The 22,917-nt window shown below is 44.7% G+C and carries 21 protein-coding genes and 1 tRNA gene; 9 read left to right on the forward strand and 13 right to left on the reverse strand.

Annotation, left to right across the window (positions count from 1 at the left end; genetic code table 11):
* Window positions 1-278 (forward strand): Gx transporter family protein (locus tag HOO90_RS07350; protein WP_292841568.1); only part of this gene is annotated, 278 nt, incomplete at its 5' end.
* A gap of 69 nt (window positions 279-347) precedes the next feature.
* On the opposite strand, the gene HOO90_RS07355 is transcribed toward HOO90_RS07350, so the two are convergent.
* From HOO90_RS07355 to HOO90_RS07380, 6 genes are read right to left on the reverse strand one after another with little or no spacing between them, the layout of a single operon-like run.
* Window positions 348-4,787 (reverse strand): PilC/PilY family type IV pilus protein, encoded by a 4,440-nt coding sequence (locus HOO90_RS07355; RefSeq protein ID WP_292841571.1) that lies wholly within the window; start codon window positions 4,785-4,787, stop codon window positions 348-350.
* A 9-nt stretch (window positions 4,788-4,796) separates the two neighbouring features.
* Window positions 4,797-5,423, reverse strand: coding sequence for a hypothetical protein (locus HOO90_RS07360; protein WP_292841574.1), 627 nt, complete (start codon window positions 5,421-5,423; stop codon window positions 4,797-4,799).
* Window positions 5,420-6,496, reverse strand: a complete 1,077-nt coding sequence (locus tag HOO90_RS07365; RefSeq protein ID WP_366928752.1) for a PilW family protein — start codon at window positions 6,494-6,496, stop codon at window positions 5,420-5,422. Before HOO90_RS07365 ends, HOO90_RS07360 begins: the two co-directional genes overlap by 4 nt.
* A gap of 2 nt (window positions 6,497-6,498) precedes the next feature.
* Window positions 6,499-6,909, reverse strand: coding sequence for a prepilin-type cleavage/methylation domain-containing protein (locus tag HOO90_RS07370; protein WP_292841580.1), 411 nt, complete (start codon window positions 6,907-6,909; stop codon window positions 6,499-6,501).
* Window positions 6,910-6,922: 13 nt separating this feature from the next.
* A complete protein-coding gene (locus tag HOO90_RS07375) occupies window positions 6,923-7,465 on the reverse strand; it encodes a GspH/FimT family pseudopilin (RefSeq protein ID WP_366928753.1) in 543 nt (180 codons plus the stop codon).
* Window positions 7,459-7,902 (reverse strand): type IV pilin protein, encoded by a 444-nt coding sequence (locus HOO90_RS07380; RefSeq protein ID WP_292841586.1) that lies wholly within the window; start codon window positions 7,900-7,902, stop codon window positions 7,459-7,461. Before HOO90_RS07380 ends, HOO90_RS07375 begins: the two co-directional genes overlap by 7 nt.
* Window positions 7,903-8,129: 227 nt before the next feature.
* On the opposite strand from HOO90_RS07380, the gene HOO90_RS07385 reads away from it, so the two are divergent.
* The 3 genes from HOO90_RS07385 to HOO90_RS07395 all read left to right on the forward strand — a co-directional run bounded on the left by HOO90_RS07385 (window position 8,130) and on the right by HOO90_RS07395 (window position 10,076).
* On the forward strand, window positions 8,130-8,258 hold the full coding sequence (locus tag HOO90_RS07385) for a lipoprotein (protein WP_292841588.1): 129 nt from the start codon (window positions 8,130-8,132) through the stop codon (window positions 8,256-8,258).
* A gap of 50 nt (window positions 8,259-8,308) precedes the next feature.
* A complete protein-coding gene (gene lysA / locus HOO90_RS07390; protein WP_292841590.1) occupies window positions 8,309-9,556 on the forward strand; it encodes a diaminopimelate decarboxylase in 1,248 nt (415 codons plus the stop codon).
* A 178-nt stretch (window positions 9,557-9,734) separates the two neighbouring features.
* Window positions 9,735-10,076: a hypothetical protein gene (locus tag HOO90_RS07395; RefSeq protein WP_292841592.1), complete on the forward strand. Its 342-nt coding sequence runs from the start codon at window positions 9,735-9,737 to the stop codon at window positions 10,074-10,076.
* Window positions 10,077-10,251: 175 nt separating this feature from the next.
* On the opposite strand, the gene purU is transcribed toward HOO90_RS07395, so the two are convergent.
* The gene (gene purU, locus HOO90_RS07400) at window positions 10,252-11,109 is read right to left on the reverse strand and encodes a formyltetrahydrofolate deformylase (RefSeq protein ID WP_292841594.1); all 858 of its coding nucleotides are present in this window, start codon (window positions 11,107-11,109) and stop codon (window positions 10,252-10,254) included.
* Window positions 11,110-11,198: 89 nt separating this feature from the next.
* Between purU and ispH the strand changes: the two genes are divergently transcribed.
* From ispH to HOO90_RS07425, 5 genes are all read left to right on the forward strand, one after another.
* Window positions 11,199-12,173, forward strand: coding sequence for a 4-hydroxy-3-methylbut-2-enyl diphosphate reductase (gene ispH / locus HOO90_RS07405; RefSeq protein WP_292841597.1), 975 nt, complete (start codon window positions 11,199-11,201; stop codon window positions 12,171-12,173).
* Between the two features lie 15 nt (window positions 12,174-12,188).
* Window positions 12,189-12,264: transfer RNA gene (locus HOO90_RS07410), tRNA-Thr, on the forward strand.
* A gap of 19 nt (window positions 12,265-12,283) precedes the next feature.
* Window positions 12,284-12,736: a dihydroneopterin triphosphate diphosphatase gene (gene nudB / locus HOO90_RS07415; RefSeq protein WP_292841600.1), complete on the forward strand. Its 453-nt coding sequence runs from the start codon at window positions 12,284-12,286 to the stop codon at window positions 12,734-12,736.
* Between the two features lie 39 nt (window positions 12,737-12,775).
* Window positions 12,776-13,903: a quinolinate synthase NadA gene (gene nadA / locus HOO90_RS07420; protein WP_292841603.1), complete on the forward strand. Its 1,128-nt coding sequence runs from the start codon at window positions 12,776-12,778 to the stop codon at window positions 13,901-13,903.
* Window positions 13,904-14,052: 149 nt separating this feature from the next.
* Complete coding sequence (locus tag HOO90_RS07425; protein WP_292841606.1) at window positions 14,053-14,490, forward strand: HIT family protein; 438 nt, start codon at window positions 14,053-14,055, stop codon at window positions 14,488-14,490.
* On the opposite strand, the gene HOO90_RS07430 is transcribed toward HOO90_RS07425, so the two are convergent.
* The 6 genes from HOO90_RS07430 to HOO90_RS07455 all read right to left on the reverse strand — a co-directional run.
* Window positions 14,483-14,797, reverse strand: coding sequence for a (2Fe-2S) ferredoxin domain-containing protein (locus tag HOO90_RS07430; RefSeq protein ID WP_292841609.1), 315 nt, complete (start codon window positions 14,795-14,797; stop codon window positions 14,483-14,485). The genes HOO90_RS07425 and HOO90_RS07430 overlap by 8 nt on opposite strands.
* A gap of 131 nt (window positions 14,798-14,928) precedes the next feature.
* Window positions 14,929-15,843 (reverse strand): energy transducer TonB, encoded by a 915-nt coding sequence (locus HOO90_RS07435; protein ID WP_292841612.1) that lies wholly within the window; start codon window positions 15,841-15,843, stop codon window positions 14,929-14,931.
* A 92-nt stretch (window positions 15,844-15,935) separates the two neighbouring features.
* Window positions 15,936-17,336 carry a UDP-N-acetylmuramate:L-alanyl-gamma-D-glutamyl-meso-diaminopimelate ligase gene (gene mpl, locus HOO90_RS07440; protein WP_292841615.1) on the reverse strand — a complete coding sequence of 467 codons (1,401 nt, stop codon included), beginning with the start codon at window positions 17,334-17,336 and terminating at the stop codon, window positions 15,936-15,938.
* Between the two features lie 19 nt (window positions 17,337-17,355).
* Entirely contained in the window at window positions 17,356-21,138 is a 3,783-nt protein-coding gene (gene metH / locus HOO90_RS07445; RefSeq protein ID WP_292841617.1) for a methionine synthase, read from the reverse strand.
* 128 nt (window positions 21,139-21,266) lie between these two features.
* On the reverse strand, window positions 21,267-22,796 hold the full coding sequence (locus HOO90_RS07450; RefSeq protein WP_292841620.1) for a YifB family Mg chelatase-like AAA ATPase: 1,530 nt from the start codon (window positions 22,794-22,796) through the stop codon (window positions 21,267-21,269).
* 5 nt (window positions 22,797-22,801) lie between these two features.
* On the reverse strand, window positions 22,802-22,917 hold a 116-nt coding region (locus tag HOO90_RS07455; RefSeq protein WP_292841623.1), incomplete at its 5' end, for an accessory factor UbiK family protein.

The raw sequence follows: 22,917 nt of genomic DNA on the forward strand, positions 1-22,917 counted from the left end.
TTTTATCCCCCACGTTTATTTTAAGTTTAAGTGGCGCATTGCTAAGTTTAGGCGTGCTATGGCTAGGCGTACACCTACCCAAAAAATGGTTCAGCCCAGTTTCACTCAGCATACTCGCTGCATTTGCTCACATTGCAGGGCAATTGTTGATTGTGCGACTTTGGCTAATTCCGCATGCCGGGGTGAGTTATTTAATCCCCATATTCGCCGTAGCCGCTTTATTTTTTGGGTTGATTAATGGACTAATTACTGCAAAATTATTAACAAATAAATCTTAAACATTAAGTCTCACACGTAAAAAAGAACGGATTACCCGCTCTTTTTTATAATCAATCAATCATTCCCTACTAGTTAATCAACTCACGCCAGATTGACCTTTTCTTTTGGAAGCCCGCACCAGAACTAGAGAATGGTACATCTGGCAATAGTTTTGGCGTTGGATCATCTGCAGTTACTATAGAAACTTTAGGTTTACCATCTACATAAACAACATTAAAACCAACTGTCGGTGAGTTTGTTCTAGCAGAAACAATTACACCTGGATTTTTTTCAACTACTGCAAGCCCTGTTTTGTAATCAAAGTAATTGAACCATCCATAACCTGCTGGCTGGCAGGCAGAAGAAGTTGGCACAGTTGTTGGTACCAACAACGTACCAAGCACTAATTGTGATGATACATTTTGTCGTTCACCACTATCTGGTAAATCTATAAACCAACCTAAGCCAGTATTAAAATCTACTGGGTTATTAGTATCGCTTTTACGATTATTTGCACCTGATCCAACAATCTTCTGCTCTACCAATGTGCTGCGCGGGTCAACTAAAGTGCTTCCAGAATTATCATCTTTAATCGCATACAGCGTTTGCTGACTCGTGTCGGTAAGATCACTCACCTCTAAATATTTACCAGTACCGACAAAGACCACTCGCTTATTGTTAATCAGCCCTAATTCTGGCCGAGCAGTAATAGGCTGAGCTCCACCCGCTTGAAGAGTGGCAAACTTCAATACTGTATTATCTGAAAGGTTAAAACGCCACACGTTACCAAGCAAGTCTCCGCCGTAAACGTAGGTAGTAGTATTGTTTTTTTCTGCATCATCGGCAAAACCCTTAATTTTAGCTAAACCGCTTGGCTTCGCTATTGTACCTTCACCAGTACTAATAGCTGAGGTAAGTTGGCTTCCAGTACTGGCATCCAGAACATACAAATAACCCTTACCGTCACCACCTGTAAATTGTGGAGTGGCTGGAGCATTGAAGGGTTTAAATTTTGTTGAAGTTAAATCATAAAACGAATTACCATCCGAAATATTATTGTAACCTGAAGTTAATAACACAACCCATTTACCATCTGAAGGCCTTTTGGTAATGATTGGATTTCCATAGGTATAACCTAAAGTTGGCTCTGTACTTGCATCAAACTCCCACAATAGACTTGGATTAGTTGGATCGGTAATATCCAGGGCATAATAGCCACGGCCGCCGCTGTTTAAGCCAGCAACCAATATCGTCCGCCAATCTGCGCTCGCACTAGAGCAAGATGCCACACAAATATCTGAAATCACCGGGTCGCCGTCAACATAAAAACTATGTTTATTTTCATAGGCGGTATCTGCCAATTTCCACATATTCGCAATCACTGCTCTCGGCACATAAGCCCAACGCTCCGTTAGCGTATCCGCATCAAACGCATGCAACATGCCGTCATTAGCACCAATGTAGACTGATTTACCGCGCGAACTTCCGATACCATTTTTAAATGTATCGTAGCCTGGGTCTGTATAGCTAAAAGTTGGCTTACCGATAAAGGCTGGTTTCGAATTCACTGCATCTCCCATGATGGCAAAACGCTTGCGGTAGAGTTTATTCGCCGGGTTAGTAGCGCCTTCATCATAAGTAGTATCTCCACGCAGATAATTCACTAAATTTTCACCTGCAACATCCGCATCCAACTGTGAGGTTGTTCTAGTCGCCGCCAAACTTGGCCACTGTGTTAAGTTAAGCTCAAGAAATGGTCTTTTGAAAGTTTCACCAAGACCTACCGCAGAAATGTTGGTGAAGTTAAAATCCACCAAGCTACTACCACTGCTCATTTTTATATTGCGCGTAGTGTAAAGCTGATTTTTTAACGTTCCACTACACGCGTTTGTCATCGGAACTTTACAAGTTGTCCCAACCAAAATCCCTGGGCTAGGGCAAACTGTTACGCCAGTGGTTACACAATCATTGCCAACAATACTAGTGCTAGCAGACAGCGCACAATTCGAAACATCGGGTACATCTTCAACGCATTTTTCCGCAGAAATGCTCACCGCACCAGCGTTTGCCCCTACGGTCTCAATTTGGCGTTTTTCTAGGTTGCCAGTCCAATAGCCTGAGGTATAACTTGCCACGTAAGCATAATTGTCACCCGCTACTGGGTTTAATGTACTGGTTGCTGCAGCGGCACCTGCGCCAACCTTCACTTTAATCGAAGCGAGCGCCTCTTTAAGTTGATTTGCCAGTTCTGCTGGACTTTTAGCACTAAAGTATGTGCCATCGCCATTCACTGCAGCATGCCATAAATCATCGACTGCTGATGCAGCATTTTCGGCGGGTACTGGCCAATTTAATGTTCCTGCTTTAATTTCAGCATAATCCCCTGTTGCTGCATTTTTATAATCAGTACTGTAAGCCAACTCACCATCAACACCTAAGCCCAAAGTCAGAGTTACCATATTTTGTCTTTGATTGGCTGTAGAAGGCGCAGGATCTTGACAAACCCCATCACCAGGTAGACTTAAAGCACCACCACAATTGCCGAATGCAACTGTCCGTAAATCAGTGTCGTGATAATATTTTGCCACGTCAGCCAGACTGTTACTACTTGCCGTCGCGCCTTCGTAGTAAGGTGGTAAGGCAGGCGAGGCATCCTGATTACCAACCTGACTACCACCCACTTTTTTAACATCGGCCTCAACATCTGTATTCCATAACCCATCGGTTGTCAGCAGCGTAAAGTTTTGCTGGCAAGCGTATTCCACAGGGTCTGTAAATGCACCTCCAATATTTTCTGTATTCGCATAAATACGCCCTGCTTTAGCAAGTGCAGAGCGAAGTGGCGTAGCGGAACCGGGGTTAATGCTAAAAAATTTATTGTACCAAGTCGCTTTATGTGTCGCGTTAAAAGTATCAAATTTCACTGCCCCCGCTGCAGCAGGGTGAATGGTCATAAAGCCGACTCGAAAATCTTCGCCAATATTTTTAAAAGCGAGACTTGCGGCGGTCTTCATGGTCTGCATGCGTGTTTGGTAATAGGTCCACCAGTTAGCAAAGTTAGTCATTTCTTCAGCATAGCTACAACCAGTTGGACCAGTTACACCTGTACAATCGCTACGTGTAATCGCTTTAGGGTAGCTATTACCAGTGACGATATCAACGCGGCTAAAACTTCCTGGGTAGCTAGCAGCTTGTGCTGGCTTGGCTGGAATAAAAGGGCTACCAGGATTTGCATCAGCACCGCCAGATGGCCCAGTATTAGTTGTATCGTCGATGTCTGAGTCTATATTAAAGCCACCGCTACAGGCTGAGGCACCTGCTGGGGCAGATACAGTACATGTCAACTTTGTCGTACTACCGCTACTGAGTGTTTTAGTGCAACTGGTGGTAAATCCGCCTGACGAAGTGCCGACAATTTTAGTAAATAGCTCATTTAATTTAGTAGAGGTATTACCTGTCTTTGATGACTTGTATTTCGCTAAAACTACAGCTGATCCACAAAAAATTGAAACATTATTATCATTATTCACATCTTTTACAACAATAGTGCCATTTGATGGCGCAACCGCTGGGCTGGCCGGCACTGCTGGTACTGCTGGCACTGCAGCCGTTGCTGGCTGAAAGAATTTAGTCGGATAACGTGCTGCTGAATAACTACCCACACGCGTAGCTTGGCAAACACCTGCGGCTGGATTTAATGACTTTGAATTATCTTCTGCAGATACTGTTGGACTGCTTGTAGCCTTGCACCAGCGCACTTTTGCGGGGTATTTAAAAGTTGCCGTCTCAGTAAGCTGGCAATTGGTTAATTTTGCTGAGTCACAATATTCACCTGGCGTAATATTGTAATAGTGCGGCCCGTAACTTCGGCTCGCTGTGGTAGGTGCCAATAATGAACCCGTTGCTACAGTACCTGTGCCCGTTGCTTTTACGCCAGATCTAGCCTTGTCATAAGTCTTGCCGTTGACAATACCTGGCAAAATGTAATTATCATTCCTTAAACAATCCGTATAGTCGGTGCTTGTGCACCACTCAACATCGGTATACCCGGTAAGCAAATTCGTTGAATTTGTATCTTGAATATTATAAGCATCGTTTTTCACCGATGTCCAAGTGGTCTGGCTGCCTTTGCTATCGCCACTACTGTTAACTTTACCGCCGCTGGCATTGACCGCTGGAGTATAAGTGATGGCAGGGTTGTAATAAATCGCATTAAAATCACTACTGCGGAAAGGTGGCTGATTTTCACAATTCAGATTAAAGCTACCAGCTGTAGTGTTTCTACACAAGCTGTCGTTTGCCCAATCAGGTAAATAATTCCAATCCATACTCCCCGAATCATCCAGCACAAAGAGTAAGTTAGGCTGTATTTTAATAGTAGGACTATTGGAAAGTGGTACTGTTGCAAAGTCTAATGGATTTGCCACAGCTGCCGCATTTGCCAAGATTGGCAAGCCAAGATTAATAGTGAATATCAATCCGAATAAAATGCGAATTACTTGAGAATATTTAATTTGATAGCGCTGCATGGCTAACTCCTAATATACAAATGTTTGTGCGTAACTAACTGTATTCTTGGGGCCAGTCACTCTGACTGTTACCCGATACATGGGGCTTTGTTGTGAATTAATAATGGCGCCTGCCTCGGTAGCATCTTTGACGCCTTTACTTCCAGTACCTAATTCGGCTTCACCAAATAGGCATTTATCTGCCGTAGGTGCAACGGCTTCTCGACACATGCGCTGAACAATATAGCGAATATTATTGCCATCTGGCCCCGTGCCTGCAGCAATATCAGCACCCGTAGCGTATGCGCTCTTGGCATCGGCCCATGTATCACTATCTTTTAAAACGGCATCGCTATCTAAATTAGGTGTAAGGTAAGTCGCATAATAGCCATTGTCAGCATTTGCCGTAGTATCTGCATTCAGGTCTGCGGGGGTTGCTATTGTTTTAGCCTCTACCCAAGCTAATGCTGTTTCCACACCTCTATCAGATGAAACTAGGGCAGATTGCTTAAAGGCTAAATTACCGGCAATCATGGTATTAGTATCAACAGAACGGATAAGCGCCACTGCGGCTAATGACATGACCACCAAGGCAATGAGTGCGATAAAAAGCACAACACCTTGTTGCACAGCGGGTTTAAAAGCTTTTTTACTCATAATGCATCCTTAGACCAAAGCATATTGCGCAACGGAATAATGGTTTCAAAAGTCCTGAAACGATAATTTTGCCAAGCAGCATCTGTTAACGAAAGGTCGATTTTAGGCGCTGCATTAAAATCTGTATCATCCCAAGCGCAAGGTCCATTGTTAACAGTACCTTTAACTGTAGTACAGCTGTTTGTCACTACTTCTTTTTCACGCAGGCCATTACGCGCAACTACAACAATACGAATGGCTTTAATGCGATTTCTATTTGCTACCGTAGGCGTAGTTGCGGTGGCTGCCCAAATGCCTGTAGGCTCTACCCATTCGTTTACTTGGTTGCTGTTAGCCGAAGCTGCTACGCCATATTGCGCTTGAATATTCACTACATCTGCAACAACTGGTTCGCCGTTAAGTTGAAGCTGATTGTTTACAACTTCGTATCGATAATCTTGCCAATTGCCCATACAACTGAGTTTGGCTCCCGCACTTGATAGTGGTGCACCTAATGGCGTGGTATTTTTAAGAGTGATGTTAATCAAGGTATCCGGATTACCATTTTCGTCTACTACAGATGTCATGACGCATGACGTACCTTGACTGATTAAAACTACGTCATTGTTTTTACAACCAATATTATTATCAACTGTCAGTCCAGCAGCACCAATGGCATTTGCAGGGTTGGTAATTTTAACTGGCACAGCACCCAGTGCGGTTGTACTGTAACGCACGATGACTATATCGCTTGCACCCGCAGCGCCATTTTGAATAACCACTGGAAATAGTGAGAGAGAAACATCACTGCATTTAAGTGAGGCGTTTTCTTTATCTGCCATTGGCATGGGTAGGCCAAACCCCGCCATTTGCGTAGCACGTTGGATATAAAGCAAGGCTACACTACCGTTAATTTGCGCATCAGCACTGCCTGTGGTACTACGCTTCTGGCCTTCAAACACAGCGAAGACTTGCATGATTACCAAAGTTGCTAGTAACCCGATTACGAGGCCAACAAGAATCTCTACCAAACTAAAACCCGACTGATTGATTCTGCTATTTTTATTTATTCTAGTTTTATTATTTGTAGGCATGATTAAATACCCTCAATACGCGCATTGGTGCTGTAGTTATGTTGCACTTCACCTGGCAATTGCCATCTAACAGTTACCGTCACTACGCGCTCAGCTGAAACAGCCACTGTAGTTGTGCCTGCTGGCAAAACGGCGGAAATATCTTCATTAACTATGGCATAGTCGGCAAGTGAGGCAAAGTTTTTGGCGTTAACCCACACCTGTCCTAGCTTCTGTTGCGCAATAAATGCAGCATCGGCACGGTATTTTGAATCAGAGGTATTTTTTACCATGGCCGTTTGCAAACCTACAAGCGCTAAAATTCCTAATGAAAACAGCAGTATTGCAATAAGTGCTTCTAGCAACACGATACCTTGCTGAGATTTTGCAATTGGTTTTGGTGCAACAAGATATTGACGTGATTGACTGATCATTACATTTTCCTTGTTAGCATTTTCGCGGGTCGGATGTTGACAAACCAGAATACGGATCACACATCCGAGTATTACCACCTACGCCAAGCGTAACTCGAAGTGGTCGATCATCTGCTGATGCACTGGAGTCAATATTCACTTGAGTAAATGGCACTGGGGCTGCACTTACTCGTCCCATAGCATTAAACTCAACAGTATCTGAAGTAGCCGGGCTAGTTACGGCCGTAACGTCAGCAGAGGAGCCTTCACCAGCAGCTCGGCTTTGAATTGTACCAGGGCAATCCGCTGAAACCGTTACACAACCGAACGTCCAGCTAGCATCATCACTAAGTTCGAATTGCACTGGCAAATTACGTTTAACCGCTTCAGCACGTGCAATTTGCAAACCATTTTGGATAGATTCTGCTGTAGCACGAATGCGTGAGTTTTGCATCCAAACCTTGTAGCTTGGCAAAGCCAATGATGCGAGAACTGCCATAATAGCAATTCCAACCATCAGTTCGACCAAGCTGAAGCCTTGTGTTTTAACCCTAAGATTTGGAACAGGCCTTAACATGCACTAGCCTTTTTGTTTAACCAGCACCCTGTAACCGTTGCGCTACCATCGAATTTAGATGTTTTAGCATTACTTTGATCCACCGTAAAATTAAAATCACCCATCCCTTCAGCCGTATTGCCTGCCGCCTGTAATGTGTAAGCAGTTGCTGTTTGAGTAGTACAAGAGTAGGTAAAATATTTAGCTCCACTAGTTGGCGCGCATGCCCCCCCCTCATAAGTACGATTATCCTGAAAGAACTGCTCCATTTTCACCCGCAAATCCGCTAAGGTTGAAGTAGCTTCGGCTGCTTTGCCTTTTTTAACGTAATTCGTATACGACGGGAATGCAATTGAAGCTAAAATGCCAACAATAGCAACCACCACCATAATCTCAACTAAGGTAAACCCTTTCTGGGTTGAACTTGCATTCACTTTTCTTTGCAATACAGTACACATCAGATTTCTCCTTTTTACTTAGTTGCATCATGCCCATCAGCTTTGTCAATGTCTAGCGACAGCCGACAATCGGCGAGACCGAACGGATAAGCGGCGTAAGATTATGATTTCATATCATTAAATTAGGTAAAACGTAAGCTTAAAATAACAGCGGCTGACCTTTATGTTAAAATCTAGTGGTATGAAAGTTACCCATCTTGCAACACCTTGATTAAGGGCTTTAACGTATGCAAAAAAATACCGCTCGCGTCTTACTTTTTTTATCTATCTGCCTTGCGATTTCGAGTTGTGGCACCAAAGGCCCATTGTATATTCCTGAGCGGCAATACCCGCAAGATACGCGTGCTGCTAAGTAGCCTCCGAGATTTTATTTACCTTCATTTTTCATTTTATATAAGTCAATTCCGTGAACTCTTTTAAGCTTAAAAATTCTACTTTACATGCCGAAAACGTGGCGCTAGACACTATTGCCAATACCTTTGGCACGCCTTGCTATGTGTATTCAAAATCTGCACTGGTGCAGGCGTTTGAAAACTTTAGTGCAGGTTTTAAAGGCAGTAACCACTTGGTTTGTTTTGCGGTAAAAGCTAACCCAAGCCTCGCTATTTTGAATTTGTTTGCACAGCTTGGTGCGGGGTTTGATATTGTTTCTGGCGGTGAATTAGCCCGCGTTTTAGCAGCTGGCGGCGACCCGAAAAAAGTGGTTTTTTCTGGCGTAGGTAAAACAGAAGTAGAAATACAAGCGGCACTAAACGCGGGCATTTTTTGCTTTAATGTGGAATCGGCCAGCGAGTTATTGCGCTTAAATGATGTGGCCAATTTTATGGGGAAAGTGGCTCCTATCTCATTGCGCGTAAACCCGAATGTGGATGCGAAAACGCACCCTTATATTTCTACTGGTTTAAAAAATAATAAGTTTGGCGTGGCGTATGAAGATGCTCTGGACATTTATTTGCAGGCTGCAAAAATGTCGAATATCGCGATACATGGCGTTGATTGCCATATCGGCTCGCAAATTACTGAGCTGTCACCCTTTTTAGATGCTTTTGACCGGGTATTGTCATTGGTCGATGCGCTAGAAGAAAATGGCATTCATATTCAACACATTGATGCGGGTGGCGGTATTGGCATTTGCTATAGCGATGAAACGCCGCCCGAGTTTACCGCCTATGCCGCTGCCATGCGTGCCAAATTGGGTAAGCGCAATATTAAACTAGTATTTGAGCCTGGCCGTGCGTTGGTGGGCAATGCGGGCGTGTTGCTGACGAAAGTGGAATATTTAAAACATACCGAAAGTAAAAACTTTGCCATTGTGGATGCCGCCATGAACGACTTAATGCGCCCAGCCTTGTACGACGCGTATCATGACATTCAGGCGGTTGCGCCGCACAAAAAAAATGAAGCGCTTAATTATGAAATTGTTGGGCCCGTTTGTGAGAGCGGTGACTTTTTAGGCCACGATAGAAATCTAGCGCTGGTAGAAGGTGACTTGCTGGCGATTATGTCTGCAGGCGCTTACGGCATGAGCATGGCCAGCAATTACAATACAAGGCCACGCGCTGCTGAAGTGATGGTGGACGGCAACAAACCCCACTTAATTCGAAAACGTGAAGAGATTGCGGATTTGTTTGCGTTGGAGCAGCGCTTACCCTAAATTTGGCATCCATTCAGGTATGCATTATTTAGGTTGCGCTTGCCATGCACTGGGTGTAAATTTACAACTCTTAATGTAAATTTTTATTAAGTTGAATTGGCTGTAAAAATGTGAGTTTTGTAAACCTAGGCGATTAACCTAGGGGATAAACTTGGTTTATAAACTTGGGAGATGAAAAATGAATAAAATAATAATTGCTATCATCGCTGTCAGTATGTCATTCATCGCTGGCTGTGCCACCACTGGCGAGTCTTATACTGATGAAGGTATTGGTAAGACAGGTAGCCAAGAAGCGAGTCCAGCAGTAGAAGCTGCTACGAGCCAGAACTTGGCTGATGATGGGGTATTACCTGAAATAGCGCCGTACGATGAGCCAGAAATTCCAGCTTTAGAAGTGCCAGAGTTTGCGTTTGGTGATGTTGCAGTTAAGGATATTTCAGCAGATGCAAATGCATTGCCTGAAATTGCACCTGTTGAAGAACCTGCGATTCCTGCACTGGATGCACCAGCCGCTAACTAATCTGGCGAACATAATCTTATGCTCAGTAAGTAAAAAAGCGAAGCAGAGAAGCTTCGCTTTTTTACTTCTTACGTAATTTCAATATACCCGATTTCAGATAGTTGTAATGATAAACACCTAGGCAATATCACAACTGCTGCTAAAGCTTGCGTTACATACACAACGGCCATTCAGACTAATCAAAAATCACTGTTTTATTTGCATAGAGCAAAATACGATTTTCGATATGCCAGCTCACCGCTTTTGAAAGCACGATGCGCTCTAAATCTCGGCCTTTTTGAATCAAATCTTCTACCTGATCGCGGTGCGAGATGCGGTCAATGTCTTGCTCAATGATTGGGCCTTCATCTAATATTTCTGTTACATAATGCGCCGTTGCACCTATCAATTTCACGCCACGTTCAAAGGCGCGATGGTAAGGCCGTGCACCGATAAATGCGGGTAAAAATGAGTGGTGAATATTGATAATTTGCTTAGGATAACGCGCCACAAAATTAGGCGACAATATTTGCATATAGCGTGCTAGTACAATCAAATCAATCTCATATTGGTCAAATAAGGCAAATTGCAGCGCCTCAGCGTCTGCTTTATTATCTTTTGTAACTTGAACATAATGAAAATCAACACCGTAAAATTTTGCCAGTGCTTCGGTATCACGATGGTTACTAATGATAAGCGGAATTTCGCAAACCAATTCACCGTTTTTATGACGATGCAGTAAATCAGCCAAGCAATGGTCATATTGCGAAACCAGAATCGCAACGCGCACTGGTTTTTGCGAGAGTTTGAGTTGCCATTCCATATTAAAGCGCTGCGCTATCGCCGCAAAATGCAGCTCAAAATCAGTGGTTGGGATTGAAAATCCTGCCAAATCCCACTCGACACGCATTAAGAATAGATTGTTTTCTGCGTCTTGATGCTGGTCAGCATGCAAAATATTGGCATTGTTTTGATACAAAAAATCGGCAATTGCCGCAACAATGCCTCTACTATCGGGGCAGGTAATCAGAAGTGTAGCCGTGTTTTTATTCATGCTTTAAGCACGCCTGAATTTTAAGCGTGTCCAAATTTAGGTTAATATGTGCATTATACCTTAAGTGAATTTAATGAATAAAAGTGTGTATGTTAGATAACGATTCAAACAGCAAACTCTCGGCCGAAATTTTACTGGCAAACCCGCGTGGCTTTTGCGCAGGCGTTGACCGCGCGATTATCATTGTGGAGCAAGCCTTAGAGAAATTCGGTGCGCCAATTTATGTGCGCAACGAGGTGGTACACAACAAATTTGTGGTGGATGAGTTGCGTAAAAAAGGCGCCATTTTTGTCCATGAGTTAGACAAGATTCCTGCTGGCAATACGGTTATTTTCAGCGCGCATGGCGTGTCCAAAGCTGTACGTGCAGAGGCTGAAGCACGTGGCTTAATCGCGTTTGATGCCACCTGCCCGCTCGTTACCAAAGTGCATATTGAAGTGGCCAAAATGCGAAAATCGGGCCTAGAAATCATTATGATTGGCCATAAAGGTCACCCTGAAGTTGAGGGCACCATGGGCCAAGCCGAACAAGGTATGTACTTAGTTGAAACCCCTGAGGATGTATTGACATTGCAAGTGCAAAATCCCGATAAGCTGGCTTATGTTACGCAAACAACACTCTCGATGGACGATGCAGCAAAGGTTATTGAGGCTTTGCAAGCGCGTTTCCCCAATATTATTGCTCCAAAAAGTGATGATATTTGCTATGCCACGCAGAACCGTCAGGATGCCGTTAAAATCATGGCGCAAGATTGTGATTTAGTGATAATTGTTGGTTCACCGAATAGCTCGAACTCAAACAGACTAAGAGAAGTCGCACAAAATCAAGGAATTGAAGCCCATATGGTGGATAACGCCAGTCACCTGCAACCGGAGTGGTTGCTGAATAAAAGGAAAATTGGCGTTTCAGCAGGAGCCTCTGCGCCTGAAATTTTGGTAAAAGAAGTAGTCGCCAAATTACAAAAGCTGGGGGCCTTGCAAGTAAAAGAATTACAAGGCGTTGTGGAAAACGTGATTTTCCAATTGCCAAAAAATTTAACGTCAGCTCCCGACAAGACAAAATAATGTATGTGACATTCAGCCGTTGTAGCTCAGTTGGTAGAGCGGTTCATTCGTAATGAAAAGGTCGGGGGTTCGATTCCCTTCTCCGGCACCACGTATTTTTAACTGAAGCAATGACAAATTATAAAACCCCAATTTCTGCGTTGGTGCTGATTCATACGGCAGATTTGCAAGTACTGATTATGGAGCGCGCAGATAAAGCAGACTTCTGGCAATCCGTTACGGGCAGCATTGAAGGCAGTGAAACACCGTATGAAGCGGCGATACGTGAAGTGTTGGAAGAAACGGGTTTAGATGCCAACCAATATAACTTTCAAGATTGGCAAGCTTCAAATGTGTATGAAATCTACCCGCATTGGCGTCACCGCTATGCTCCTGGCGTAGTTAAAAATACCGAACATTTGTTCGGACTAGAACTTCCCACACCTTTACCAATCAAACTAGCTCTGAATGAGCATGTGCGCTATCAGTGGGTAGACTGGCGTGAGGCGGCTAAACGGGTTTTTTCATGGACGAATGTCGATGCGCTTAGTAAATTAGGTGAACGACACGGCTTAAAGTTGTAAACTATTGCTTTGAAGTGAATTACTCACCCATTAAAGATCATGCAAACAGAAACTATCAATCACTCATCAGCGAAAAGCATCCCCATCAAATTTGAACGCTTTCAGGCGAGCGAAGATGCGGACTGCCAACGGCGGATTATCGCAGCCAAGGAAAAACTAGGTAAACGTCTGGTGATTCTAGGCCACCATTACCAAAATGAGAGCGTGTATCGGCATGCCGATTACTCGGGCGACTCACTTAAATTGTCGCGTTATTGTGAAACGCTAGACGCAGAATATATTGTGTTTTTAGGCGTGCATTTTATGGCGGAAGTGGCTGATATTTTAAGTCGCCCAGATCAGATTGCCATTTTGCCAGACCTTGCGGCGGGTTGCTCGATGGCCGACATGGCAAACCTTGCAAAAGTAGAGCGCAGTTATCGCGAACTTAGCAAAGTGCTTAATTTTGATGAAACCATTACACCAGTCACCTACATCAACTCCGCCGCCGATTTAAAAGCATTTTGCGGTGAGCATGGCGGCATTGTATGTACAAGCACCAATGCCCCGAAAATTTTGGAATGGAGCTTTAAACAGCGTGATAAAGTACTGTTTTTCCCTGACCAAAACTTAGGCAGGTGGTCTGGCTATAAAATGGGCATTCCACTCGAACAAATGCCCATTTGGGACCCCGACCAGCCAATGGGCGGCCTTACTGAGGATGAAATCAAAAATGCCAAAATCCTGCTTTGGAAAGGCCATTGTGCGGTGCATCAAATGTTTCGCCCGCAAAACATCACAAAATTCCGTGCAGAGCATCCAGATGGCATTGTGATTTCGCACCCTGAAGCGCCTTTTGAAGTGTGCTTGAATTCGGATTATGTCGGCTCTACCGAATACATTTTAAAAACCGTCAGCGATGCGCCTGATAATACAAAATGGCTAGTCGGCACTGAGCTTAATTTGGTGAATCGTCTTGCAGAACAAATGAAATCAAAGGGAAAACTGGTGCAATTTATGAGTCACGTAGTTTGCGAGTGCTCCACCATGGCACGCATTGATCCACAACATTTGGCTTGGGTGCTAGAAAATTTGGTAGAGGGCAATGTAGTGAATCAAATCAAAGTGCCCGTGCATGAAGCCAAGCTTGCCAAGTTAACGCTAGACCGTATGCTGGCGGCATCCTAAGATTTGCGGAACTTTGTAGCTTCTATTTTCCCTTCGACGAGCTCAGGGAACGCAGTTATTTTAAATAGTTACTTCATTTATTGTTCACTGACACTAAACGTTCCCTGAGCCTGTCGAATGGATACTTAAAACGAAGCATATAAAAAAAAATGAATAATGCGTCTTGCCCACTTTGCCAACCAACCCCGCACGTAATTTTGTGGCAAGATAACTTTTGCCGGGTGGTGTTAATTAATGATGTAAATTACCCGGCTTATTGCCGCGTGGAGTTACTTGCGCATGTGAAAGAAATGTCGGACTTGCCACCGCAACAACGAGCGCAAATGATGAAAGTCGTGTTTGCGGTTGAAACCGCGATTCGTGAAATTTTCAATCCAGACAAAATCAACCTTGCCAGCTTGGGCAATAAAACACCGCATATCCATTGGCATGTGATTCCACGTTTTGAAAACGATATGCATTTTCCAAATTCGCATTGGGGTGAAGCTCAGCGTGAAAGCCACAACAAAGCTTTGGATGAGCAAACAAAAAAAGTGCTTACTGAGAAAATAACAGCACTGATTGAATGTGCATTAAACCCTAGCTGACCACCAATCGTTCGACCACCTTGCCGTTCATTAAATGGCTGTCGATTATCTCGTCGATATCGTCGTTATCGATAAAGGTATACCAAATGGCTTGCGGATAAACCACTAACAAAGGGCCCTCTCCACAGCGGTCAAAACAGCCTGCACGGTTAACGCGCACTTTACCTTGACCATTTAAGTCTAATTTTTTAACGCGAGCCTTCATGTGATCAAATGCGGCTTCTGCGCCTAAATTCATGCAACAAGCTGCACCATCGGCGCGCTGATTGAGGCAGAAAAAAACATGGTGTTGAAAGTAGTTGATCATTTAATTTTCTCAATGAAGGTCTTGGCGACTTAATTCTGCTTCAAAATTGAATAATCAAGAAAGAGGCACAGACAGCACAATAAATATTGAAAGGCGAATCTGACACCGAGTATTGCAATTTTCAAGCAGAATTACTCAGTGGCGAGGCTGTCCTCTTTAGTAAACGTCCATGTCCGTGTAATGCTCAAAATGTCGACTTCTTTGTGCATTTCATCGGGAAATTTAGCGTAAGGTGCAGCTAGCTCTACAATGCGCCTGGCTGCTTCATCCAATACCTTATGCCCAGAACTCTTATCAATTTCGATCGATTCAATACTGCCATCGGCATGAATCGACACGGTCATGCGTAATTGACCGTACATTTTAAGATTTTTTGCGGCTTCGGGATAATTCAAATTACCGATTTTCTCAACTTTTTGTCGCCACGATTCCACATAGAGCGCATCACGATATTTTTGCGCCCTCGCGCCAATGAACTTACGTTTTGGACGCTTTTGATAATCGTCCTGCTGCTTTGCAATAATCGCTTCCAGCCTATCCATTTCAAGCGCCATGGCGGTTAAATCACGCATATTCAAATTTTTATTCGGCGTATCTTGACTGCCCGCTTCAGCTTCTTTTGCTGCGGCTTTTTGTACGGGCTGCGATTCAATCGACTTAGTAGATTTAAGTTGCGTCATGAGTTCTTGCGCCTGCTTCTCAAGGTCTGCCACATGTTTTTGTTCTTTAATTTCTTCTGCTGTCAGTTTGGCTGCTTTCTGGCCAGATTTAACTTCCGCCATCGGCTTAACCACAAACTCGGTTTGTTGCTGCTTAAGCGAAGGCAAGGCTGTTTTCATTTTGCGATTCTGGTCAGTATTGCCGCCGCGATCTAAATTAGCTTGTGCCAGCACGTCGGCCTTTTCGGGTTTCGTCTTGGTTTTGGAGTTAACCAACATCACTTCCAAAGTGGGTAAATTATCTCTAAACTTTTTTAGTTCTGGCTCAAAGTGAATGCTTAATAACACAACGTGCACCAATATTGAAACCCAAATAGCAACAGCCATCACACTCATCGTTTTCAACTTAACGACTAGGGAATCGAGCACGCTTAACTTTTTTTTATTAATGGGTTTAGCCAAAATCTAGCCTTTAATCCTCAACTTTTTGCAAATTTTACTTGGAGCGCATCCAATATTTTTTGGTGTACGCCACCAAAGCCGCCATTACTCATGACCAGAACAGAATCGCCTGATTCTGCCAGATTTACAATAGCCACAACAAGCGCATTTAAATCATCAAACACGGCGGCCTTTGCCTGAATTGGCAAAAGTGCTTCTGCCGCATCCCAACCGAGATTTGCACCATAACAAAATACTAAATCGGCCTCCTTCAAACTGGCTGGCAATGCATCCTTCATGACGCCTAACTTCATGGTGTTGCTACGAGGCTCTAACACCGCCAAAATACGCGCTTTACCCACTTTGCTGCGCAAGCCTGCTACTGTCGTATCAATCGCCGTTGGGTGATGGGCAAAATCGTCATATACACTAATGTCATTGACCACACCTTTGATTTCCATACGGCGTTTTACGTTTTTAAATTCACTTAGCGCCTCAATGGCAATGCAAGGCGCAACGCCTACATGGCGAGCCGAAGCAACCACCGCTAGTGCATTCATACGGTTATGCTCTCCGAGAATATCCCAACTTAAATTTCCTTGACGTTCTCCTTTAAAGATCACATCAAACCGACCTTGTGCATCTACATTTTGTATTGCCCAACCATCACTTGTTTTTAATTGATCCGCACTAAAGTATTCCAGATTACTCCAGCAACCTTTATCAATCACACGCTGTAAGCTTTGCTGCTTGTTGCTCACCACTAAACCTTGTTGCGGAACAGTGCGTACCAAATGGTGGAATTGTTTTTCTATCGCCGCCAAATCGTCAAAAATATCAGCGTGGTCAAATTCAAGATTATTTAATACCGCAGTGCGTGGGCGGTAATGAACGAATTTAGAGCGTTTATCGAAAAAGGCCGTGTCGTATTCATCTGCCTCAATCACAAAAAATGGTGAAGTGCTCTTAGCATCTTGTTTAGGAGTTTTTGGCAAACGCGCAGAAACACCAAAGTTCTCAGGCACGCCACCAATCAAAAAGCCTGGTGCTAAACCTGCGTATTCCAACACCCACGCCAACATAGAACTTGTCGTCGTTTTACCGTGCGTTCCTGCTACAGCCAGCACCCACTTGCCTTGCAACACATTCTCAGCCAACCATTGAGGGCCTGAAATATACGGTAAACTTCGATTTAATATTTCTTCCATTAACGGATTGCCGCGTGAAACCACGTTGCCAATCACATAAATATCAGGATTCAGCTTGGTTTGCTCAGGCGAAAATCCTTCAATCAGCTCTATGCCTTGCGCCTCAAGCTGTGTGCTCATCGGCGGATAAACATTGGCATCACACCCCGTGACGCGGTGACCTGCCTGCTTAGCTAGCACCGCAATGCCGCCCATGAATGTACCGCAGATACCTAAAATGTGAATATGCATAGTGTTAATTTTAATGGTTTTATGAAAGATTGGGTGCTAACCAACGCTCTAAATACTCTTTAGGCAGGCTTCTACGTTTAGCCAAATCTTCTAGCTGGTCATTGCCGATTTTATCCACACTGAAATATTTGGCTTCTTTGTGCGCAAAATAAAAGCCTGAAACTGCTGCAGCGGGCTGCATGGCGAAGCTATCAGTAAGTGTCATGCCGATTTCATTGGATTGCAGTAGTTTAAACATATCGGCTTTAACCGTATGGTCTGGGCAGGCGGGGTAACCTGGGGCGGGGCGAATACCTTGATATTGCTCTTTTATTAAAGCACCAACTTCTAGCTTTTCATTTGCTGCATAACCCCAAAAATCGGTACGAATGCGTTCGTGCATATACTCCGCAAACGCTTCGGCCAATCTATCTGCCAGAGATTTGAACATAATTCCGCTATAGTCATCATGAGCATCAATAAAGCGTTTTTCGATTTTTTGTGTGCCTAAACCTGCGGTAACGGCAAATAAACCCACATAATCCTCTGTGCCTTTTGGTGCGATAAAGTCACTTAAACATTGATTTGGGCGTGCTACACCGTCAATCACAGGTTTAGCGCTTTGTTGGCGCATGCCGTAATAGGTGAATGCTACTTTGCTACGCGTTACATCGGTGTAAATTTCAATATCGTCGTCATTCACGCTATTGGCTGGTTGCAAAGCAATGACGCCGTTGGCACTTAACCAGCGACCATCTATGATTTTCTTCAGCATGGCTTGCGCTTCGGCAAATACTTTTGTTGCGGCTTCGCCTACTACTTTATCCCTCAAAATTGCGGGGTATGCGCCCGCTAAATCCCAAGTTTGGAAGAACGGTGCCCAATCGATGTATTTAGCAATGAGGCTTAAATCGATATTTTTAAATTCCCGACGACCAATGAACTTTGGTTTTACTGGCGCAAATTCGCCTGTAAAACTTAATTGCAGTTTATTTTTACGTGCGTCCACTATCGACAGCAATGGCACGCCTTTTTTATTGGCATGTTGATTACGCGCTTTCTCGTAATCTGCTTGAATTTCTGCTAAATACGCACCGCGTGTTTCTGGCGTGAGGAGATTCTGCATTACAGAAACGGAGCGTGAAGCGTCTGGCACATACACAATTGGACCATCGTAATGTGGTGCAATTTTTACCGCCGTATGGGCGCGCGAGCAAGTTGCTCCGCCAATTAGCAGCGGCGTTTTGGCGTTCACAAAGTACGGGTCGCGTTGCATTTCTTTGGCAATGTAAGTCATTTCTTCTAAGCTTGGCGTGATTAAGCCGCTTAGGCCGATAATGTCGGCATTTTCGGCTTTGGCCATGGCCAAAATCTCCGCTGCTGGCACCATCACGCCCATGTTGACCACTTCAAAGTTATTACATTGCAACACCACGCTGACGATATTTTTGCCAATATCGTGCACATCACCTTTCACGGTGGCAATCACCATTTTGCCTTTAGGCTTTGCAACCACGCCAGTACGCGCTTCTTCTGCGGCTTTTTCGGCCTCAATAAACGGAATTAAATGCGCCACTGCGGTTTTCATCACACGGGCAGACTTCACCACTTGCGGCAAGAACATCTTGCCTTGGCCAAACAAATCGCCCACTACGTTCATGCCGTCCATTAGCGGACCTTCAATCACATGAATGGGCCTGCCGCCACTGGCTTCAGCCGTCGCACGTGCTTCTTCGGTGTCTTGTACAATAAATTCAGTAATACCGTGCACCATAGCGTGGCTTAGGCGTTTTGCAACTGGTACTGGGGTTTCTGCTGTGCCGCGCCACTCTAATGTTGCAGCCTCTTTTTTACCACCTGCAACCAAAGTACCAGCAATTTCAATGAGACGCTCGGTTGGCGCTAGCAAGTTATTAGGGTCGGTAATGCGGTTTAGCACCACATCTTCTACGCGCTCACGTAACTCAGGCGCCAAGTCATCGTAAACGCCCATCATGCCTGCATTGACGATACCCATTGTCATGCCCGCTTTTATAGCATGGTATAAAAACACGGTATGAATTGCCTCACGCGCGGGGTCATTGCCTCTAAAACTAAAGCTAACGTTACTTACTCCACCTGAAATTTTGGCATGTGGCAGGTTTTGCTTAATCCAGCGCGTAGCCTCAATAAAATCTACCGCGTAATTGTTATGCTCTTCAATACCTGTGGCAATGGCGAAAATATTCGGGTCAAAAATAATATCTTCTGGCGGAAAATCTATACCCACTAACAGGTCATAAGCGCGTTTGCAGATTTCAACTTTGCGCGCGTAAGTATCTGCTTGGCCTTTTTCATCAAACGCCATCACAATCACAGCCGCGCCGTAGCGGCGACAAAGTTTAGCTTGGCGTAAAAACTCCACCTCGCCTTCCTTCATCGAGATTGAGTTAACAATAGATTTACCTTGCACGCATTTAAGCCCAGCTTCAATCACTAACCATTTGCTAGAGTCAATCATTATCGGCACGCGTGCAATATCAGGCTCGCTGGCGATTAAATTCAAGAAATGTGTCATGGCTTTAACAGCGTCCAACATGCCTTCGTCCATATTGATGTCAATCACTTGCGCGCCATTTTCCACCTGCTGGCGTGCCACGCTGAGCGCTTCTTCGTATTGCTCATTGATAATCATGCGCGCAAAGGCTTTAGAACCCGTGACGTTTGTGCGTTCACCCACGTTCACAAATAACGAGTTATCATCAATGACAAACGGCTCAAGCCCAGCTAGACGGGTATTCGGCGCTATGGTTGGCACTTGGCGTGGTGGAATATCTTTAATGGCTTGATAAATCGCTGCAATATGCGGTGGCGTGGTGCCGCAACAACCACCTGCGATATTCACGAAACCGCTGGCTGCGAATTCTTTTACGAGGCTTGAGGTCACCTCTGGCGTTTCATCAAAGCCCGTATCTGACATCGGGTTTGGCAAGCCGGCGTTCGGGTAAATGCAGACAAACGTATCGGCGATGTTTGAAAGCTCTTCCGCATAAGGGCGCATCAGGGTTGCACCTAAAGCGCAATTAAGACCAATCGTGAGTGGTTTCGCGTGGCGTACAGAGTTCCAGAATGCCGTGACAGTTTGACCTGATAAAATACGTCCTGAGGCATCGGTCACTGTACCAGAAATCATAATCGGCCAAGTTTTGCCTTGCTCTTCAAAAAACGCATCAATGGCAAACAAAGCCGCCTTACAGTTAAGCGTGTCGAAGATGGTTTCGACCATTAAGATATCCGCACCGCCCTCTACCAGACCACGCACCTGTGCTAAGTAAGCGTTTACTAACTGGTCAAAGCTGACGTTTCGCGCGGCAGGGTCATTCACATCGGGCGAGATACTGGCAGTTTTAGGTGTTGGTCCTAAAGCCCCCGCCACAAAGCGCGGCTTATCTGGCGTACTATATTTGTCGCAAGCTGCTTTTGCCAGCTTGGCAGCTTGCACATTCATTTCATGCACAAAATGCGCCATGTGGTAGTCCTCTTGCGCTACGCTGGTTGCACCAAAAGTATTCGTTTCAATAATATCTGCACCTGCGGCTAGATATTTTTCGTGAATTTCTTGAATCACCTGCGGCTGAGTCAGACTTAACAATTCATTATTGCCTTTTACAAACAGCTCACGCTCACCAGCTGGTGCTTTAAAGTCTACAAACTGTTTGCCGCGATAATCTGCCTCTGACAGCTTGTATTGCTGAATCATCGTGCCCATTGCGCCATCCAAAATAAGGATGCGCTGCTTAAGCAGTGCACGCAGTTGCTGTTCAGTGGAAGAAATTGCAGACATTGAGATTAGAACTTTCAGCAAATAATGTTGTTTTTAATCTGGCATTTTACCATGCCAAGCCTTTGCTTTATTGGTGGCCTGCGCTTTTTGCTCACTATCAAAGCATGAGTATTAATAAATTCTAAAACTTAAGTCACCCTATCTGCTCGGCGATACTGCACGGCTTCGGCAATATGGACTGGCTTAATCGCGTCATCCCCAGCAATATCTGCAATAGTACGAGCCACCTTTAAAATGCGATGATAAGCACGAGCAGATAAGCTTAATCGGCTAATGGCCTGCTTCAAAAGTTGCAAACCTGCTTCATCGGCTACGCAATATAGCTCAATTTCTTTAGTCCCCAGTAAATTATTCGACTTACCTTGTCTTTCCAACTGCCTTGCTCTTGCTGCTTTTACTCTTGCCCTAATCACCTGTGAGTGCTCACTATCATTTGTTGCTAATAGCTCTTCTTCTTTGAGCGCAGGTACTTCTATATGCAAATCGATTCTATCTAGTAGCGGCCCTGAAATTTTAGCTTTATAGCGTGATATCTGGTCTGGTGTGCAGCGACATTTATTATTGAAATGCCCAAGATAACCGCATGGGCAGGGGTTCATGGCAGCGATTAGCTGAAAATTAGCGGGGAAATCCGCCTGTCTCGCCGCCCGCGAAATAGTAATGCGACCGCTTTCCAGCGGTTCGCGTAGCACTTCAAGCACCTTTCGATCAAACTCTGGAAGTTCATCTAAAAACAATACGCCATGATGCGCCAAACTGATTTCACCCGGCCGCGGAATGCCACCACCGCCAACCAAGGCTACCGCCGAAGCCGTATGATGTGGCGCTCTATAGGGTCTGCGTTTCCAATTTTCCAGCTTGTAATTACCGTTAAGTGATTGTATAGCTGCCGACTCTAATGCTTCTGACTCAGTCATTTCTGGCAATATCCCCACAAAACGTGAAGCCAGCATACTTTTACCTGTACCAGGCGGTCCGCTCATAATCACACTATGGCCGCCTGCCGCCGCAATTTCCAGCGCACGCTTCGGCATACTTTGCGCCTTCACGTCGCTAAAATCAGGATATTCAACTTCATGGACCAAGTCTGTAGCTTCAAGTTGTGTTAATTCAGTATGACCACTTAAATGTGCGCAGACTTCTAGTAAAGAATTGGCTGGATAGATAATAGCCTCACGCACTAGTGCGGCTTCAGCCGCACTGCTTTGAGGCAAAATAAATGCACGCTTTTGTGGCGCTTTTTTATTTTGGCTATTCTCAGTTCTACCCATCATGCTGGAGGTCATTGCCAACGCACCACGAATCGGTCGCAGCTCTCCAGTGAGAGCCAACTCACCCGCAAATTCATAGTTTACTAGTGGTGCAATTGGAATCTGCCCAGAAGCGGCTAATATGCCAAGTGCAATCGGTAAATCATAGCGGCCGCTTTCTTTCGGTAAATCTGCTGGTGCCAAATTGACGGTAATACGCCTGGCTGGAAACTCAAACTGCGCAGTTTGCAAAGCGGCACGCACCCGGTCTTTGCTCTCTTTTACTTCCGCCTCAGGAAGACCTACAATCGTAAAACTTGGCAAACCGTTTGCCAAATGCACTTCTACCACCACTTCGGGGGCTTCCATGCCGTTTAAAGCGCGGCTGTAGAGTACAGCTAGACTCATCTGTGCTACTTTTTCTGCGACTCTAATTCAGCCAATTTCTCTTCCAACCGGCTAAGTTTCTCTCGGGTGTTGCGCAACACTTCGGCCTGTACATCAAATTCTTCGCGCGTAACCAGCTCCA

This window comes from Methylotenera sp. (assembly GCF_013141425.1).
GTDB lineage: Bacteria > Pseudomonadota > Gammaproteobacteria > Burkholderiales > Methylophilaceae > Methylotenera.